This window comes from Microlunatus parietis (assembly GCF_013407955.1).
Taxonomy (GTDB): Bacteria; Actinomycetota; Actinomycetes; order Propionibacteriales; family Propionibacteriaceae; genus Microlunatus; species Microlunatus parietis.
On the sequence record NZ_JACCBU010000001.1, the window covers coordinates 2,583,857 to 2,598,580 of the forward strand.

18 protein-coding genes are annotated in these 14,724 nt (G+C 70.0%); 8 read left to right on the top strand and 10 right to left on the bottom strand.

What is annotated here, in order from left to right; translation table 11 throughout:
• Nucleotides 1–20: 20 nt before the first annotated feature.
• Genes rplW through rpsJ form a run of 4 tightly spaced genes read right to left on the bottom strand, consistent with a single transcriptional unit; the run spans nt 21 to nt 2,205 of the window.
• Nucleotides 21–329 carry a 50S ribosomal protein L23 gene (gene rplW / locus BKA15_RS12345; RefSeq protein WP_218871249.1) on the bottom strand — a complete coding sequence of 103 codons (309 nt, stop codon included), beginning with the start codon at nt 327–329 and terminating at the stop codon, nt 21–23.
• Complete coding sequence (gene rplD / locus BKA15_RS12350) at nt 326–1,207, bottom strand: 50S ribosomal protein L4, sunset domain variant (protein ID WP_179751162.1); 882 nt, start codon at nt 1,205–1,207, stop codon at nt 326–328. The genes rplW and rplD overlap by 4 nt, the downstream gene beginning before the upstream one ends.
• The gene (gene rplC, locus BKA15_RS12355; protein WP_179758417.1) at nt 1,204–1,875 is read right to left on the bottom strand and encodes a 50S ribosomal protein L3; all 672 of its coding nucleotides are present in this window, start codon (nt 1,873–1,875) and stop codon (nt 1,204–1,206) included. Before rplC ends, rplD begins: the two co-directional genes overlap by 4 nt.
• Before the next feature lie 21 nt (nt 1,876–1,896).
• A complete protein-coding gene (gene rpsJ / locus BKA15_RS12360; RefSeq protein WP_012923688.1) occupies nt 1,897–2,205 on the bottom strand; it encodes a 30S ribosomal protein S10 in 309 nt (102 codons plus the stop codon).
• A gap of 318 nt (nt 2,206–2,523) precedes the next feature.
• On the opposite strand from rpsJ, the gene BKA15_RS12365 reads away from it, so the two are divergent.
• Complete coding sequence (locus BKA15_RS12365) at nt 2,524–2,952, top strand: DUF3592 domain-containing protein (protein WP_179751164.1); 429 nt, start codon at nt 2,524–2,526, stop codon at nt 2,950–2,952.
• Nucleotides 2,953–2,985: 33 nt separating this feature from the next.
• On the opposite strand, the gene BKA15_RS12370 is transcribed toward BKA15_RS12365, so the two are convergent.
• Complete coding sequence (locus BKA15_RS12370; protein ID WP_218871251.1) at nt 2,986–3,330, bottom strand: cupin domain-containing protein; 345 nt, start codon at nt 3,328–3,330, stop codon at nt 2,986–2,988.
• A gap of 523 nt (nt 3,331–3,853) precedes the next feature.
• Here BKA15_RS12370 and BKA15_RS12375 point away from each other — a divergent pair.
• Complete coding sequence (locus BKA15_RS12375; protein ID WP_179751166.1) at nt 3,854–4,381, top strand: alpha-amylase family protein; 528 nt, start codon at nt 3,854–3,856, stop codon at nt 4,379–4,381.
• Here the strand turns inward: BKA15_RS12375 and BKA15_RS12380 are convergent.
• Nucleotides 4,366–4,560 carry a hypothetical protein gene (locus tag BKA15_RS12380; protein WP_179751168.1) on the bottom strand — a complete coding sequence of 65 codons (195 nt, stop codon included), beginning with the start codon at nt 4,558–4,560 and terminating at the stop codon, nt 4,366–4,368. The two genes, BKA15_RS12375 and BKA15_RS12380, sit on opposite strands and share 16 nt — an antisense overlap.
• A gap of 19 nt (nt 4,561–4,579) precedes the next feature.
• Here BKA15_RS12380 and BKA15_RS12385 point away from each other — a divergent pair, with 19 nt between their 5' ends.
• Nucleotides 4,580–5,197 carry a GNAT family N-acetyltransferase gene (locus BKA15_RS12385; protein WP_179751171.1) on the top strand — a complete coding sequence of 206 codons (618 nt, stop codon included), beginning with the start codon at nt 4,580–4,582 and terminating at the stop codon, nt 5,195–5,197.
• Complete coding sequence (locus BKA15_RS12390; RefSeq protein WP_179751173.1) at nt 5,194–6,123, top strand: SDR family oxidoreductase; 930 nt, start codon at nt 5,194–5,196, stop codon at nt 6,121–6,123. The genes BKA15_RS12385 and BKA15_RS12390 overlap by 4 nt, the downstream gene beginning before the upstream one ends.
• On the opposite strand, the gene BKA15_RS12395 is transcribed toward BKA15_RS12390, so the two are convergent.
• The 3 genes from BKA15_RS12395 to BKA15_RS12405 all read right to left on the bottom strand — a co-directional run bounded on the left by BKA15_RS12395 (nt 6,120) and on the right by BKA15_RS12405 (nt 8,411).
• Nucleotides 6,120–6,569 carry a carbohydrate-binding protein gene (locus BKA15_RS12395; RefSeq protein ID WP_179751175.1) on the bottom strand — a complete coding sequence of 150 codons (450 nt, stop codon included), beginning with the start codon at nt 6,567–6,569 and terminating at the stop codon, nt 6,120–6,122. The genes BKA15_RS12390 and BKA15_RS12395 overlap by 4 nt on opposite strands.
• A gap of 124 nt (nt 6,570–6,693) precedes the next feature.
• Nucleotides 6,694–7,863 carry an ROK family transcriptional regulator gene (locus BKA15_RS12400; protein WP_218871253.1) on the bottom strand — a complete coding sequence of 390 codons (1,170 nt, stop codon included), beginning with the start codon at nt 7,861–7,863 and terminating at the stop codon, nt 6,694–6,696.
• Between the two features lie 122 nt (nt 7,864–7,985).
• A complete protein-coding gene (locus tag BKA15_RS12405; protein ID WP_179751177.1) occupies nt 7,986–8,411 on the bottom strand; it encodes an RbsD/FucU family protein in 426 nt (141 codons plus the stop codon).
• Between the two features lie 84 nt (nt 8,412–8,495).
• On the opposite strand from BKA15_RS12405, the gene BKA15_RS12410 reads away from it, so the two are divergent.
• The 4 genes from BKA15_RS12410 (at nt 8,496) to BKA15_RS12425 (ending at nt 13,878) form a co-directional block, all read left to right on the top strand.
• A complete protein-coding gene (locus BKA15_RS12410) occupies nt 8,496–10,061 on the top strand; it encodes a sugar ABC transporter ATP-binding protein (protein WP_179751179.1) in 1,566 nt (521 codons plus the stop codon).
• Nucleotides 10,058–11,077, top strand: a complete 1,020-nt coding sequence (locus BKA15_RS12415; RefSeq protein ID WP_218871254.1) for an ABC transporter permease — start codon at nt 10,058–10,060, stop codon at nt 11,075–11,077. Before BKA15_RS12410 ends, BKA15_RS12415 begins: the two co-directional genes overlap by 4 nt.
• A gap of 35 nt (nt 11,078–11,112) precedes the next feature.
• Nucleotides 11,113–12,102, top strand: coding sequence for an ABC transporter substrate-binding protein (locus BKA15_RS12420; RefSeq protein ID WP_179751181.1), 990 nt, complete (start codon nt 11,113–11,115; stop codon nt 12,100–12,102).
• An 840-nt stretch (nt 12,103–12,942) separates the two neighbouring features.
• Entirely contained in the window at nt 12,943–13,878 is a 936-nt protein-coding gene (locus BKA15_RS12425; RefSeq protein WP_179751183.1) for a helix-turn-helix transcriptional regulator, read from the top strand.
• A 12-nt stretch (nt 13,879–13,890) separates the two neighbouring features.
• Here the strand turns inward: BKA15_RS12425 and BKA15_RS12430 are convergent, their stop codons facing one another.
• Nucleotides 13,891–14,715 carry a PfkB family carbohydrate kinase gene (locus BKA15_RS12430; RefSeq protein ID WP_179751185.1) on the bottom strand — a complete coding sequence of 275 codons (825 nt, stop codon included), beginning with the start codon at nt 14,713–14,715 and terminating at the stop codon, nt 13,891–13,893.
• Between the last annotated feature and the right edge of the window lie 9 nt (nt 14,716–14,724).

Genomic DNA, 14,724 nt, shown 5'->3' on the forward strand with positions numbered 1-14,724 from the left:
GTCTCGTCTCGTCCTCTCGCTCAGACCGCGCTGGAGAAGATGTCGATGTGCTCACCGTCGGCGACGGTGACGATCGCGCGCTTGGTGTCCGGACGACGGCCCCAGCCGAAGCGGGTGCGGCGACGCTTTCCCTTGCGGTTGATCGTGTTCACGCCGATCACGTTGACCTTGAACACCGTCTCGACGGCGATCTTGATCTCCGTCTTGTTGGCGTCGGTCGCGACCTGGAACGTGTATTTGTTCTCGTCCAGCAGGCCGTAGCTCTTCTCGCTCACCACAGGAGCGAGCAGGATGTCGCGATGATCGCGGTACTTCACAGGGTTGCTCATTCGGACTCCTCCTTGGCTCCGGTGTCGCCCTTGGTCGGAGCGAAGCCTGCGGCCTCAGCGGCCTCGACGCTGTTGAACCACACCTCGGCGACCGTGCGCTTGTAGTGCGACGACTCGGGCGTGTGGAACTTCTTGGAGTCCTCGTTGCCCTTGATGTCGTACCCGGCCGGCGGGTTGTCGCCGACGTAGGACCCGTCACCGTACGGCTGGCTGTCGGCGGCCTCGGCGGCACCGGAGGTGCGGCCGACATAGGCGGCCAGCGCGGCCGAGGTGAAGACGACCGCGTCGTTGACCAGCACGTCGTACGCGTTCAGCTGATCCACCGCGAGGGCGTGCACCGCCGGCGCGTTGCGCAGGCTCAGCCAGGACAGGTCGTCGTCGCGGTGCAGCACCACGAGGACCCGGTCGGCCCCGGCGACCTTGGCCAGCGCGGCGAGGGCCGTCTTGGTGGACGGGGTCTCGCCGGTGACCAGCTCGCTGACCACGTGGACGCGGCCGCCGCGGGCCCGGTCCGAGAGCGCCCCGCGCAGCGCGGCGGCGATCATCTTCTTCGGGGTCCGCTGGGCATAGTTGCGCGGCTGCGGGCCGTGCACGATGCCGCCACCCGTGTACTGCGGGGCCCGGATCGAACCCTGCCGGGCGCGTCCGGTGCCCTTCTGCCGGTACGGCTTCGCACCGCCGCCGCGAACCTCGCCGCGACCCTTGGTCGCGTGGGTGCCCTGCCGGGCCGCCGCCAGCTGCGCGGTGACGACCTGGTGGATCAGCGGGATGTTGGCGGTGACGTCGAACAGCTCCGCGGGCAGCTCGGCCGAGCCGGCCTTGGCGCCCGACGCGTCGAGCACGTCGATCGTCTTGGTCTCGTTCTGCACGGCGGTCATGCCGCACCACCTTCCTGGCCGGCCTTCTTGGTGGCGGTGCGCAGGACGACGAGGCCGCCCTTCGCGCCCGGAATCGCGCCCTCGATGAGGATCAGGCCGCGCTCGGTGTCGATCGAATGGACGGTGAGGTTCTGCACGGTGACCCGCTCGGCACCCATCCGGCCGGCCATCTTCAGGCCCTTGAACACGCGACCGGGGGTCGCGCAGCCACCGATGGAGCCGGGCGCGCGGTGCTTGCGGTGCACACCGTGGCTGGCCCGCAGGCCGCCGAAGCCGTGCCGCTTCATGACACCGGCGGTGCCCTTGCCCTTGCTGACGCCGGTCACGTCCAGCACCTCGCCGCTGGCGAACACCTCGGCGGTCAGTTCTTGACCGAGGGTGTACTCGCCGGCGTCGGTGGTGCGGATCTCGACCAGGTGCTTGCGCGGGGTCACGCCGGCGCGGTCGAAGTGACCGGCGGACGGCTTGGTGACCTGCTTGGCCTTGACGGCGCCGAAGCCCAGCTGGACGGCGGAGTAGCCGTCGGACTCAGCGGTGCGGACCTGGGTGACGACACAGGGTCCGGCCTGGATCACGGTCACCGGTACGACACGGTTGTTCTCGTCCCAGAGCTGGGTCATGCCGAGCTTGGTGCCCAGCAGGCCCTTCACCTTGCGTTCTGCATTCATGGCGGTCATCGGTTGCAGTCCTTAGAGCTTGATCTCGATGTCGACACCGGCCGGGAGATCGAGCCGCATCAGCGAGTCGACCGTCTTCGGGGTGGGATCGATGATGTCGATCAGCCGCTTGTGGGTGCGCATCTCGAAGTGCTCCCGGCTGTCCTTGTACTTGTGCGGAGAACGGATCACGCAGAACACGTTCTTCTCGGTCGGCAGCGGCACCGGGCCGGCAACCTTGGCCCCCGTACGGGTCACCGTGTCGACGATCTTGCGCGCCGAGGAGTCGATCACCTCGTGGTCATAGGCCTTGAGCCTGATGCGGATCTTCTGTCCCGCCACGTCATCGTCCTTACTGTCGTACTAACCGGCTTGGGTTCTGCCACCGTGCTCCGACCCCCGAGGTCGGGCGTGTCGTCCGCACCCGGCACAGCATGGCTAAACCCTGCCTAGCCGGGATGGTCGACGCGCCGACCCAATCGGATCGGGCCTTGAGGTCTCACGGTTCGGTGCTCACGCTCCCCCTGGCAGCGCAATGCACCCCGGCGACCCCGTCGGAGCAACCCGACAATCTTGGCAGAGTCGTCCGGTGAGGGCAAATCCGGCCGCAACGACGACCGGAGGGTCGCCCGCGCCGGCCTGCCGATAGTGTCGACAGCCATGCCCGGACTCATGATCGTGACCCTCGCGATGACACTGTGCGCCATCGCCCTGCTCGTCGTGACGATCGTGGTGTTCGTCCGCACCAGGCAGTTCCTGTCGGTGGCGGTCCGGGTGCCCGGTCGGATCGTCGGCGCCGAGTCCCGGCTGTCCCGCGACCGCGACTCGGGCCGCCGGAGGCGACTCTACAGCCCGATCTTCACCTTCCTCGGACCCGACGGCCAGGAGCACCGGCTGACCTCGACCTGGCGGACCAGCTCGCCGCCGGCCCTGGGCGACGTGACGGTGCTGGTGCCCCCGGCCGATCCCGGCCGGGCCAGGATCGACACGTTCTCGTCGCGCTGGGCCCGGACGATCATCCTCGGCTGCGTGACCGTACCGTTCGCCGTCGTCGCAGCCGTCCTGATCGCCGTCTCCGCCGCCGGTTGAGCCGCGCCGGGTTCCGACGCGTGCGACACGGCCTCAGTCGACGGCGACGGTGAGCAGAATCGCCGCGTCGGTGAGCGCCCGCAGGCCGTGCCGCTGCCGCGGTACGGCGACCAGTTCACCGGCCCGGATCGGCTGGCGCCGCTCGCCGACGCACAGTTCCACCTCGCCGCTGATCACCTGCAGCGACGCGGCGGGCGGCGCGAAATGCTCGCCCAGTTCGGCGTCCTTGAGCAGGACGGTCAGCGTCGCCCGCTGGGCCGCGCCGGAGATCAACGTCCGGGACGCCCGGCGGGCCGTAGCCGAACCGGCCTGGGCCAGCAGGTCGGTGGCCAGCCCGGCCAGATCGGCGGGCTGGTGCTGAGCGGCATGATCGTTCACGGAAATCCACCTCGCGTGGTCGGAGTGGGCGCTACCGGTGAGCTCTCCCCCCGACCTTAAGCCTTCCGAACGGCGAGCGAATTTCGTAACCTTGGAAACTAATTCGGCCACGAGGACGGCGATGACCGACGCCCAGCCTTGGTAACCGCACGACGAGACCGCGATCCGGGCGGCCTGGCAGCTGCCGGCCACCGACGTGGTCGCCTACTGGAGCCCGGACGGTAGCGATCGCGGCCTGCCGCCGTACTGGCGCAGTCCGCGGACCTCGGCGCTGGCGAAGGGCGCGCCGGTCGGCACTGATCGGAACCGGCGACCGGGCCCTCTGCACGGTCGCGGTCGCCGAGGTCGTCGCCCCGGTCCGGCTCCGGTCCGGGGCGATCGAGGAGACCGGCGAGTTCGGGTTCTGGGTGGAGCACACCGCGACACCCGGGAGCACCTGGACGCCGGCGTGGTCGATCCCCGCTATCCGGCCATCCGGACCATGATCACGGAGCGGCTGGGCCGGGCGGTGACCGAGTGAGGCATGGACGGGCTCAAGATCGACTTCATCGACCAGTTCGCCGTCGAGGACCCGCCGCCGGCCGGGCCGGAGGCCGACTGCGCCACCGTCACCGAGGGCGTCGACCGGCTGCTCGCCGAACTCCATGATCGACTGCAGGCCAGCGGCAAGGCGCCGATCATCGAACTGCGGCAGCCGTACGTGAGCCCCGGGCTGTGGCGCCACGCGACCATGATCAGGTCCGGCGACTGCCCGCTCAGCCCGGCGCACAACCGGCAGCGCACCGTCGATCTTCGGCTGATCGCCGGCCCGCTGGCCGTCCACGCCGACATGATGATGTGGCCTCCGTCCGAGCGGCCGGAGCAGGTCGCGGTGCAGTTGATCAACTCGCTGTTCGCCGTACCGCAGATCTCGGTCGACCTCACCGAGCAGAGCCCGGAGCAGCTGGCCGCGGTGCGGTTCTGGCTGGGCTTCGTCACCGAGCACGCCGACGTGCCGCAGCACGGCCGCTTCATGCCGTCCCGCCCGGACCTCGTCTATCCGTCGCGCTGATCAGCCCGGACCAGCGCGACGTCGTCGCGACCGTCCAGGACTGCCAGGGCCGGCGGCTGAGCCAAGATCAACTTCGGTTGGTCCCCGGCGCCCGCTTCGTCGACGTCCCACTCGGCGGGCTGCTCACCATGGAATAGAAGTCCTCTCGGCTTCTCGAACCGGACGCCGAACGTCCGCAATCCGCTCTACCGTGCCGGTATGGCCGACTTCACGATCAAGGCGCTCGGGCCGGAGACGTTCGGCGACTTCGCCGCGCTGGTCGAGCGGAACGGGGGGATGTTCGCCGGTTGCTGGTGCACGAAGTTCCATCCCGTCTGCGCGGAGGACTCCGGGGTGGACGCCCGGGCGCGGAAGGAGCGGCTGGTGGCCGACGGGATCGCCCACGCGGCGCTGGTCTACGACGGCGATCGGGCCGTCGCCTGGGCGGAGTACGGCACCCCCGAGGAACTGCCCGGCATCCATCACCGCAAGGAGTATCTCGCCACCGCCGACCGGCTCCCCGACTACCGGATCACCTGCATCCTGGTCGAGCGGGGCCTGCGCGGACGGGGCCTGGCCGCGCTCGCCCTCCGCGGAGCGGTGGACCTGATCGCCCGGGCCGGCGGCGGGATCGTCGAGGGCTACCCGCACGACACCCGCGGGGTCCGGAAGAAGAACTCGTCGTTCCTCTACAACGGCACCCGGACGATGTACGAGCGCGAGGGATTCAGTTACGACCGGCCCAAGGGCCTGGGCAACTGCGTCATGGTGCGCGAGGTCGCCGCCAGCCCGGCCGACCCCGTGCCGAGAACCAGGAAAGGAAAGGAAACGTCGTGAACCAGGATCAGCCGCTCGCCGGCCGGGTCGCGCTGGTGGCCGGCGCCACTCGCGGCGCCGGCCGCGCGATCGCGGTCGAACTGGCCCGCGCCGGTGCCTACGTCTACGCCACCGGCCGCAGCAGTCGGGTCCACGGTCCGTCGGAGATCGGCCGTCCGGAGACGATCGAGGAGACCGGCGACCTGATCCGGGCCGCCGGCGGGTCCGGCGAAGGCGCCCGGGTCGACCATCTCGAGCCGGACCAGGTGGCGGCCCTGGTGCAGCGGGTCGAGCAGGAGCGGGGCCGGCTCGACGTCCTCGTCAACGACGCGTTCGGCGGTGACCGCTACGCCCAGTGGGACAAGCCGTTGTGGGAGCACGATCTCGCCGGCGGTCTCCGGATGCTGCGGATGGGCCTGGACACCCACGTGATCACCTGCCGGTTCGCGCTGCCGCTGCTGCTCCGCGACGACGGCGGGGTGCTGATCGAGATGACCGACGGCACTTCGGAGTTCAACGCGAACTATCGGGCCGGGGTCGGCTTCTACTACGACTTCGTCAAGGCCGGCGTCGACCGCATCATCAGGAACCTCACCGCCGAACTCGCCGGCCACCCGGTCACCGCGCTCGGCGTGACGCCGGGCTGGCTGCGCTCCGAGGCGATGCTGGAGGGTTTCGGCGTCACCGAGCAGACCTGGCGGGACGCCTGCCGGGAGACCCCCGGCTTCGCGATCTCGGAGTCGCCGAGCTACGTCGCGCGGGGCCTCGCGGCCCTGGCCGCCGACCCCGGCACGACGCGGTTCGCCGGCCGGGTGCTCACCGCCCGCCAGTTGGCCGACGAATACGGCGTCACCGACGTCGACGGCTCCCGGCCGGACTGCTGGGGCTACATCGCGAAGTACGGCATCGAGGAGCAGAGCGGACGCGATGTCGAGGCGTTTCGCTAGCTGATCACGATCTTGTCCAGCTCCGGCGCCCGGGCCTGGTGGTGGTAGAACCGGATCGTGTTGATGCCGTTGATCAACGGCACCGGCAGGGTCGCGGTGCTGACCCGGTCCGGGGTACCGGTCATGATCAACTCGATCGAGTCGGCGCCGTTGACACTGATGCGGTACGTCTGCGTACCGTCGACGATCGCGTGCACGGTCAGCTGCTTGGTCGCCGCCTCGGTCGAGAGGATCCCCTTGACGGTGGCGAAGTCGTAGACATTGCCACCGATGTTGATCATCTTCTTGCCGCCGGAGCAGAGCTTGCAGTAGACCGGCTCGGCGGCGCCCTCGTAGACGTTGCCGACCCGCTCCGCCTCGTAGGCCCCGGGTGAGGTGTCCGGCGGCGGCAGTTGCACCGGCGGCGTCGCCGGTCCGTGCTGCCAGGCCTTCAGGTCCTTGATCAACAGATAGGTGTCCTTCAGGCCGGCGCTCTTGATGAGCCTGTCGAAGGACCCAAGGCACAGGGGCCCTTGCCCTTCGACAAGCTCAGGGGGCGTTGTGGCTCTCACGAGCTCTGGCCTCGAAGGGTCAGCGGGCGAGGCGGGCCTGGAGGGCGATGACGGCGGCGGCTCGGGCCCAGGCGTCGAGGGGGCGGTGGACGAAGACGAGGTCGCTGTGGCCGGCGGAGCCGAACGCCTGCTGGGTGTACGAACGCCGTACCTCATCGTGGAAGCCGCGGTAGCCGGCCAGGTCGCGGTTGTCGGCGGCGACGACGATCCGCTCCGGCCCGGTCAGGTTGGCCAGCGTCGCGATCGCCCGGCCGACGGCGGCCGCAGCCCGGTCGAAGATCGGCTTGACGACCGGGTCGTCGGACTCGGCCAGCCGGACCGCGTTCGGGAAGCCGAGGCTGGTGCTGCCGGTCGCTCGCCGCACCTCGGCGGTGATCACTTCCGAGGACGCGATCGCCTCGACGCAGCCGCGCCCGCCGCAGCGGCAGGGCGGTTCGTCGCCGCCGACCGGGGTATGGCCGAGTTCGCCCGCGACGCCGTACGCACCGCTGTGCAGGCGGTTCCCGAGCACGAGGCCGCTGCCGATCCCCTGGCCGAGCGTGACGACCGCGAAGTCGGCGACCCCGGCCCCGGCGCCGTACCACTGCTCGCCGACCGTCAGCGCCTTCACGTCGTTCTCGATCGTGACCGTCATCCCGGTCGCCTCGCCGATCATGGCGGCCAGGGGTACGTCGTGCCAGTCGAGGAACGGCGAGTAGCCGACCAGGCCGCGGCGCCGGTCGACGTCGCCGGACACCGCGACGCCGAGGCTGCTGCTGCGTTCGTGGAACCTCGGTTCGGCCCGACGGAGCCAATCCACCATCGCCGCCAGCTGAGTGACCGTGCCGGCCGGGTCGCGCCGGCTCAGGTCCCGGGTCAGCCGAGCCCGGACATCGGCCCGGAGATCGGCGAGCACGCCGATCAGGTGGTACTCGGTCAGCTTGATCCCGACGAAGAACTCGCGCTCGGCCCGGATCTGCAGCGGGCTGGCCGGCCGCCCGGCACCCGGGCCGGTTCGCTCCCGGTCGGCCGTCTCCTCCAGGTAGCCGGCCGCCAGCAGCGGCTTGGCCAGCTTCGTCACCGCGGCCTGGGACAGGCCGGTCCGGCGCGCGATGGCGACCCGGGAGATCGGGCCCTCGGCAAGGATCAGCGAGAACACCCGTTCCGAGGCCGGGATGCTCACCGGCTCGGGGCTGCTCGCTGCGCTCACCCGGCCGACTCTACGGTCCGCGCAGCAGGAGTCCGGTCAGCCCGGGGGTCGAGGTGTTGATCATGGACCGGCTGCTCGGCCGCTTCCGGGCCGTGATCACCGACCGGCGGGCAGCTCCGCGCTCAGACGACGCCCTTCTTGAGCAGATAGCAGGCGTACGGGATCGTCTCGCCGGTCTGGACCAGGAAGCGCGCCTCGGCGGCCTGGCGATAGAACTCGAACCGCTCCACGCCCTGGATCGAGACGGTGGTCCCCTCGGCTGCGTCGGCGGCCCGCTGCAAGGCGGCGGCGGCCTCGTTGATCACGTCCGGTTGATCATCGATCTCCATCCGGCGGATCGGGTGATCGACGTAGGAGTCCAGGGGAAACACGCTGAGCAGCGCCGCAGCGGCGGTCTCGGTCGTCGCGGCGCGCAGATCGATCACCGGGCGGTCGTACCGATAGGCCGGGAAGTTGCGGTCCACCAGGCCGAACACGTCCCCGTGCCCCAACTGGTCGAGGTGCTTCAACAGCCGCCCGGTCAGCAACGGATCGATGTTCTTCAGCATGTCCACTCCTCTACGAGATTCCGACGTTCGTTGATACGTTGACATACGTCAGACCGCCCCGGGGACGCAGGTGGGAGTGATTCCGTGAGTCGACTGCTCGAGGTCACGTCGATCTCGAAGAGTTTCCCCGGTGTGCAGGCGCTGGCCGACGTGTCGTTCCGGCTCGACGCCGGCGAGGTGCTGGCCCTGGTCGGCGAGAACGGCGCCGGCAAGTCGACCCTGATGAAGATCCTGTCCGGCGGCTACACCGCCGACGCCGGGGCGATCTTGCTCGACGGCCGTCCGGTCATGATCAACAGTCCCCGGGCCGCGCAGCACCTGGGGATCAGCATCATCCATCAGGAGATGAACCTGATGCCGCACCTCACGGTGGCGCAGAACCTCTACATCGGCCGGGAACCGCGCACCGCCGGCATCTTCACCAGCGAGCGGCGGTTGATCACCGAGACCGACCGGTTGCTGCACCGGACCGGGATCATGCTCGATCCGCGGGCGCCGGTCGGCTCGCTCACCGTCGCCCAGCAGCAGATGGTGGAGATCGCCAAGGCGATGTCGTTCCCGGCCACCCGGGTGCTGATCATGGACGAGCCGACGTCGGCGCTGTCCGAGGCGGAGACCGACGTCCTGTTCGGCCTGATCCGGACCCTGGCCGACAGCGGCGTCGGGATCATCTACATCTCGCACCGGATGGAGGAACTGCGCCGGATCGCCGACCGGGTGACCATCCTCCGCGACGGCCGGCACGTCGCCGACCACCGGATGGACGAGGTCGACGATTCCATGATCATCTCGGAGATGGTCGGCCGGACGATCACGACGGCCGTCCGGCCGGCTTCGGCACCGGCAGCCGAGGAGTACGGCCTCGAGGTGATCGGGCTGTCCACGCCGCGGCTCCTTCGCGACGTGTCCTTCGCGGTACGCCGCGGCGAGATCCTCGGCTTCGCCGGGCTGGTCGGGGCGGGCCGGACCGAGACCGCGCGGGCGATCATCGGCGCCGACCGGCACAGCGGCGGCCGGGTCCTGGTCGGCGGGCGGCCGGTCCGGATCAACCACCCGGCCGACGCGGTCCGGCACGGCATCGGCTACCTGTCCGAGGACCGCAAGCGCTACGGCCTGATGCTGGAGCGGACCGTGAACTCCAACGTGCTGCTCGCCTCGCTGCGCGACTACACCAACGCCCTCGGCTTCGTCGCCGCCGGACGCGGCCGGCGCACCTCGCGCCGTTACGTCGACCTGCTCCGGATCAAGACGCCGTCGATCGACACGGCAGCCCTCAACCTGTCCGGCGGCAACCAGCAGAAGATCGTGATCGCCAAGTGGCTGGCCCGCGACTGCGACGTGTTGATCTTCGACGAGCCGACCCGAGGCATCGATGTCGGCGCCAAGGAGGAGATCTACGGCCTGCTCAACGAGCTCGCCGACCAGGGCAAGTCGATCATCGTGATCTCCTCCGAACTGCCCGAGGTGCTACGCCTCTCGCACCGGATCGTGGTGATGGCCGGCGGCCGGATCACCGGAATCCTGGACAATGCCGACGCCGACTCGGAGTCGATCATGGCCCTGGCCACCAAGTTCCACGGGCCGACGACCATCGAGGCCGTCGAGCCCGAACCCGCGGAACCCGCCCAGCAGAAGGAGGACCACCGGTGAGCACCCCGCTGGACGCCGACGCCGCCGCCCTGGACGCCGGCCGCCGAGCCACGTTCCCCGCCCTGGTGCGGCGCGGCCTGCAGCAACTGCTGGCCTTCGGCACGCTGATCGTGCTGGTGATCTTCTTCTCGGTCGCCAGCGGCAACTTCTTCACGGTCAGCAACATCGTCGGCATCCTGCTCTCCACCGCCGTGATCGGGATCCTCGCCCTCGGCACCACCTTCGTGATCATCACCGGCGGGATCGACCTGTCCATCGGCACCGGGATGACGCTGTGCTCCGTGGTGACCGGGATCCTGATCGTCAACGCCGGGCTGCCGCTGCCGCTCGGCGTCATCGGCGGCATCCTGACCGGAGCCCTGATGGGCTTCCTGAACGGCGTCAACATCACCATCCTCGGCCTGCCGCCGTTCATCGCCACGCTGGCCATGATGCTGGTGGCGCAGGGGCTCGCGCTGGTCGTGTCGGGCGTCCGGCCGATCTACTTCAGCGGCGTACCGGGCTTCCGCGAGATCGCACTGGCGGTGGCTATCCCGGGGGTCGCGCTGCCGATGGCGGTGGTGATCCTGTTCGCGATGGCCGCAGTGGCCTGGGTGATCCTGAGCCAGACGATCCTCGGCCGCTACACGTACGCGATCGGGAGCAACGAGGAGGCCACCCGGTTGTCCGGCATCAACACCCGGGCCTGGAAGATCATGATCTACAGCCTGGCCGGGCTGTTCACCGGCGTCGCCGGCGTGGTGATCGCGGCGCGGCTCAACTCGGCCCAGCCGCAGTTGGGCGTGGGTTACGAGCTGCAGGCGATCGCCGCGGTGATCATCGGTGGGACCTCACTGCTCGGCGGCCGCGGGTCGATCGTCGGTACGCTGATCGGAGCACTGATCATGTCGGTGCTGATCAACGGACTGCGGATCCTCGCCATCCAGCCGGAGTGGCAGAACGTCGTGGTCGGGCTGGTGATCCTGGTCGCCGTGTTCACCGACTCGCTCCGGCACCGGCGCAGCAGCACGGGGTGACGGACGAGAACGTACGAAACAAAGGAGTTTGAGCGATGAATCTGCAACGAACCATCGTGGCGGGGCTGACCGTACTGCTGGCGTCGGTGGCCGGCTGCACCAGCGGCACGACCGTGACCGAGGGTGCCGACCCCGGCGCCGGCGGCGGCGACAAGAAGTCGATCGCCCTGATCTCCAAGGGCTTCCAGCACCAGTTCTGGCAGGCGGTGAAGCAGGGCGCCCAGGAGAAGGCGGACGAGCTCGGCTACCAGTTGACGTTCGAGGGCCCGGCGTCCGAGACCGAGGTGGACGCGCAGCTGCAGATGTTCCAGGCGGCGATCGACCGCAAGCCCGGCGCGATCGGGTTCGCCGCGCTGGACCCGAAGGCGTGCATCCCGTTGATGGACGCGGCCAAGCAAGCGGGCATCCCGGTCGTCGAGTTCGACGCCGGCTGCGACTCCGACGTGCCGCTGAACATCTCCAAGACCGACAGTGAGGCCGCCGGGGCGCTCGCCGCCGACCACATGGCCGGGCTGATCGGCGAGGCGGGCAAGATCGCCGTCGTCGCGCACAGCCAGGTCAACTCGACCGCCGTCGAGCGACGGGACGGCTTCATCAACCGGATGAAGGAGAAGTACCCCAAGATCGAGATCGTCGACACCCAGTACGGCGACGGTGATCATCTGAAGTCGTCCGACATCGCGAAGTCCATGATCGCCGCCCATCCCGACCTGAAGGGTCTGTACGGCACCAACGAGGGCTCCGCCATCGGCATCGTCAACGCCGTCGGCGAGCTCAACCTGCAACCGGGCAAGCTCACCATCGTCGGCTTCGACTCCGGCAAGGCCCAGATCGACGCGATCAAGAGCGGTGTGATGGCCGGCGCGATCACCCAGGACCCGATCGGGATCGGCCGGTCCACCGTCGAGTCCGCGGTGAAGGCGATCGAGGGTCAGACGCCGGAGAAGGTGATCGACACCGGCTCGTACTGGTACGACAAGACCAACCTGGACGACCCCAAGATCGCCAGCGTCCTCTACCAGTAGATCGCCAAGCTCGGACCGAGGATTCCTCGAGTGCGAGCGGACACGCGCGGGCGCTACGCGTCGCGGGATACGCGCGGCCCGGATACATCGGGTGTGAGCGACCCGAACTCCGCGCGACCCGTCCCCACGCGAGCGTCGCTTCCGCCGACCGCTGGGCCACTCGAGCCAAGGCGCCACACCTCACCGCTCCGCCCACCGGAAGTCCTCAACGCGCCGGGGTGACCCGCGGCGCGGTCGAGGCTTCCGATCGTGGCGACCGCGGATCGCTGAGCGTACGTCGCGATGGGCGAGTGGCACGGAATTGCTGTTTGCCGGCGCTCGAACGCCGAGAAACCGGTACTCCATGCGAGCAAAGTGCAAAGTCGTGCCAATCAGCGAGGTGAGTCGGCGGTCTCGACTCCGGGCCGCCGAGGCGAGCGGGCTGACCGGCGCCGGCCCGCACGGTCAGGCGTCGGCCGCGGTGAGCACCGTGGCACCCTCGATCGCGGCCTCCGGTTCGGCCCGGTCGCTAGGGCCGGTCGCCCGCCACCGGTCGCCAGCACGGCGATCGCGGTGATCATCGCCGCGGCAGCGAACCAGTACGGGCGTGCTCCGCGGTGGCCGGCTGATAACGCGAGTCCGAGGACCGTCGGGTCCGGCGCGCGTTGTGGTTCAGACCCAGGTGGACCTGGGACGGTGTGCTGACCCGCGACCCGGCCGGTTTCTGCCTGCCACCCTCTCCCCTCCACCGACCGGTCACTTCTGCAGCGACACGCCGTCAAAACGCCTGCTTTTGTGCCCGGTCGGCGGGTTTGGGGAAAGGGGTCAGGGGGTGAGCAGTTTGTGCGAGATGCTGGGGGTATGCGTGCTGATCGGCTGGTCGCGACCCTGCTGCTGATGCAGTCCCGCGGGAAGGTGACGGCGGCCGAGGTGGCGACGGAGCTCGAGGTCTCGGTGGCTACGGCCCGGCGGGACCTGGAGGCGTTGTCGACGGCCGGGGTGCCGGTCTATCCGCAGCCGGGCCGGGGCGGCGGTTGGTCGCTGGTCGGCGGGGCGCGGACCGATCTCAGTGGGCTGACCGAGACCGAGGCGCAGGCGTTGTTCCTGCTGCTCGGGCCGGCGGCGTCGCTGACGCCGGAGATCCGGACCGCGTTGCGCAAGCTGACCCGGGCCCTGCCGGCGACGTTCCGGGCCGAGGCGGCGCAGGCGGCGGAGGCCGTCACGGTCGACCCGGCCGGCTGGGGCGAGCGCCGGCGGGACCGGCCGGCGCCGGTCGAGGTGCTGCAGCGCGCGGTGGTCCGGCGCCGCAGGGTCGCCTTCGACTACCAGGGCCGGGAACGGGTGGTCGACCCGTGGGGCGTGGTCGCGAAGGGTGATCTCTGGTACCTGATCGCCGGCACCGAGCGCGGCCGGCGGACCTATCGGGTGGACCGGATGCTCGACGTACGGCTGACCGAGGAGCCCGCCGACCGGCCGGCCGACTTCGACCTCACGACGGCCTGGCAGGAGGTGTCGGCGGAGCTCGAGCGGCGCCGGTCCCTGGTCGCCGCCACGATCGAGGTCGATCAGCGCCTGGTGCCCGTCCTGCAGCGGATCTTCGGCCAGCACTGCCACCCCGACGGCGAGACCGAGGTGCCGGCCGGCCGGGCTCGGCTGGTGGTGGCCGCCCACACGGTACGGTCCGTCGCCGAACAACTGGCCGGATTCGGCGCCGCGGTCGACGTGCTCGGGCCGGAACCGGTCCGCCGCGAGCTGGTCACGATCGGCGAGGAGTTGATCACCCGCAACCGGAGTTGATCAACGCTTTCCTCAGGCCTCCGGCAGCGGCGGCTGGGCACCTGGATGGGTCACATTCCGACTGGCCGCGGCACTCGCCGCCCGCATCGCCGCCGCCGGATCGTCGCCGAGGCAGAGCCGGGCGGCCAGCGTGCCGCAGTACGCGTCTCCCGCGCCGGTCGTGTCGACCACCTCGACCCGGTCGGCCGGCGCCGTGAGCTCGCCCCAGCGAGACCCGTCGGTGCCCAGCGTGATCAACAGCGAACGCGGCCGGGCCCCGGCGTCGGCCAGCAGCTTGGCCTCGTGCTCGTTGGCGATCACCGGGTCGGCCAGGTCCAGCACGTCGGCCGGCAACGCCGCGTAGGGCGCGGTGTTGATGATCACCCGGGCGCCCTGCCCGGCGGCCTTGCGGACCGCGGCGGCGACCACCTCGAGATCGAGTTCGAGCTGCACGATCAAGACGTCGCCGGGTCCGCAGTCGTCCAGCAGGGCAAGATCATCGCGGCTGACCCGGGCGTTGGCGCCGGGGGCGACGACGATCATGTTCTCGCCGTCCCGGTTGAGGTAGATGATCGCGGTCCCGGTTGGTGCGGTCGAGTCGATCGCGAGCCGGCTGGTGTCGACGCCGTACCGGCCCAGCCGCTCCACGTACTCCCGGCCGTGCGGATCGTCGCCGACCCGGCCGATGAACAGCGACGGCGCGCCGGCCCGAGCAGCGGCGACGGCCTGGTTCGCACCCTTGCCGCCGAACCGGTACTCGATGTCGCCCGACATCACGGTCTCCCCCGGCCCGGGGTGTCGTTCCATCGCCAGGTGCAGATCCTGGCTCAACGAACCGAAAACGATCACCCGCCCCATTCAGCGAAC

Excerpts from the sequence above, each read along its gene's own strand:
- rplW (WP_218871249.1), bottom strand. The coding sequence starts at position 329 with ATGAGCAACCCTGTGAAGTACCGCGATCATCGCGACATCCTGCTCGCT.
- rplD (WP_179751162.1), bottom strand. The coding sequence starts at position 1,207 with ATGACCGCCGTGCAGAACGAGACCAAGACGATCGACGTGCTCGACGCG.
- rplC (WP_179758417.1), bottom strand. The coding sequence starts at position 1,875 with ATGAATGCAGAACGCAAGGTGAAGGGCCTGCTGGGCACCAAGCTCGGC.
- BKA15_RS12365 (WP_179751164.1), top strand. The coding sequence starts at position 2,524 with ATGCCCGGACTCATGATCGTGACCCTCGCGATGACACTGTGCGCCATC.
- BKA15_RS12375 (WP_179751166.1), top strand. The coding sequence starts at position 3,854 with ATGGACGGGCTCAAGATCGACTTCATCGACCAGTTCGCCGTCGAGGAC.
- BKA15_RS12385 (WP_179751171.1), top strand. The coding sequence starts at position 4,580 with ATGGCCGACTTCACGATCAAGGCGCTCGGGCCGGAGACGTTCGGCGAC.
- BKA15_RS12405 (WP_179751177.1), bottom strand. The coding sequence starts at position 8,411 with ATGCTGAAGAACATCGATCCGTTGCTGACCGGGCGGCTGTTGAAGCAC.
- BKA15_RS12420 (WP_179751181.1), top strand. The coding sequence starts at position 11,113 with ATGAATCTGCAACGAACCATCGTGGCGGGGCTGACCGTACTGCTGGCG.
- BKA15_RS12425 (WP_179751183.1), top strand. The coding sequence starts at position 12,943 with ATGCGTGCTGATCGGCTGGTCGCGACCCTGCTGCTGATGCAGTCCCGC.
- BKA15_RS12430 (WP_179751185.1), bottom strand. The coding sequence starts at position 14,715 with ATGGGGCGGGTGATCGTTTTCGGTTCGTTGAGCCAGGATCTGCACCTG.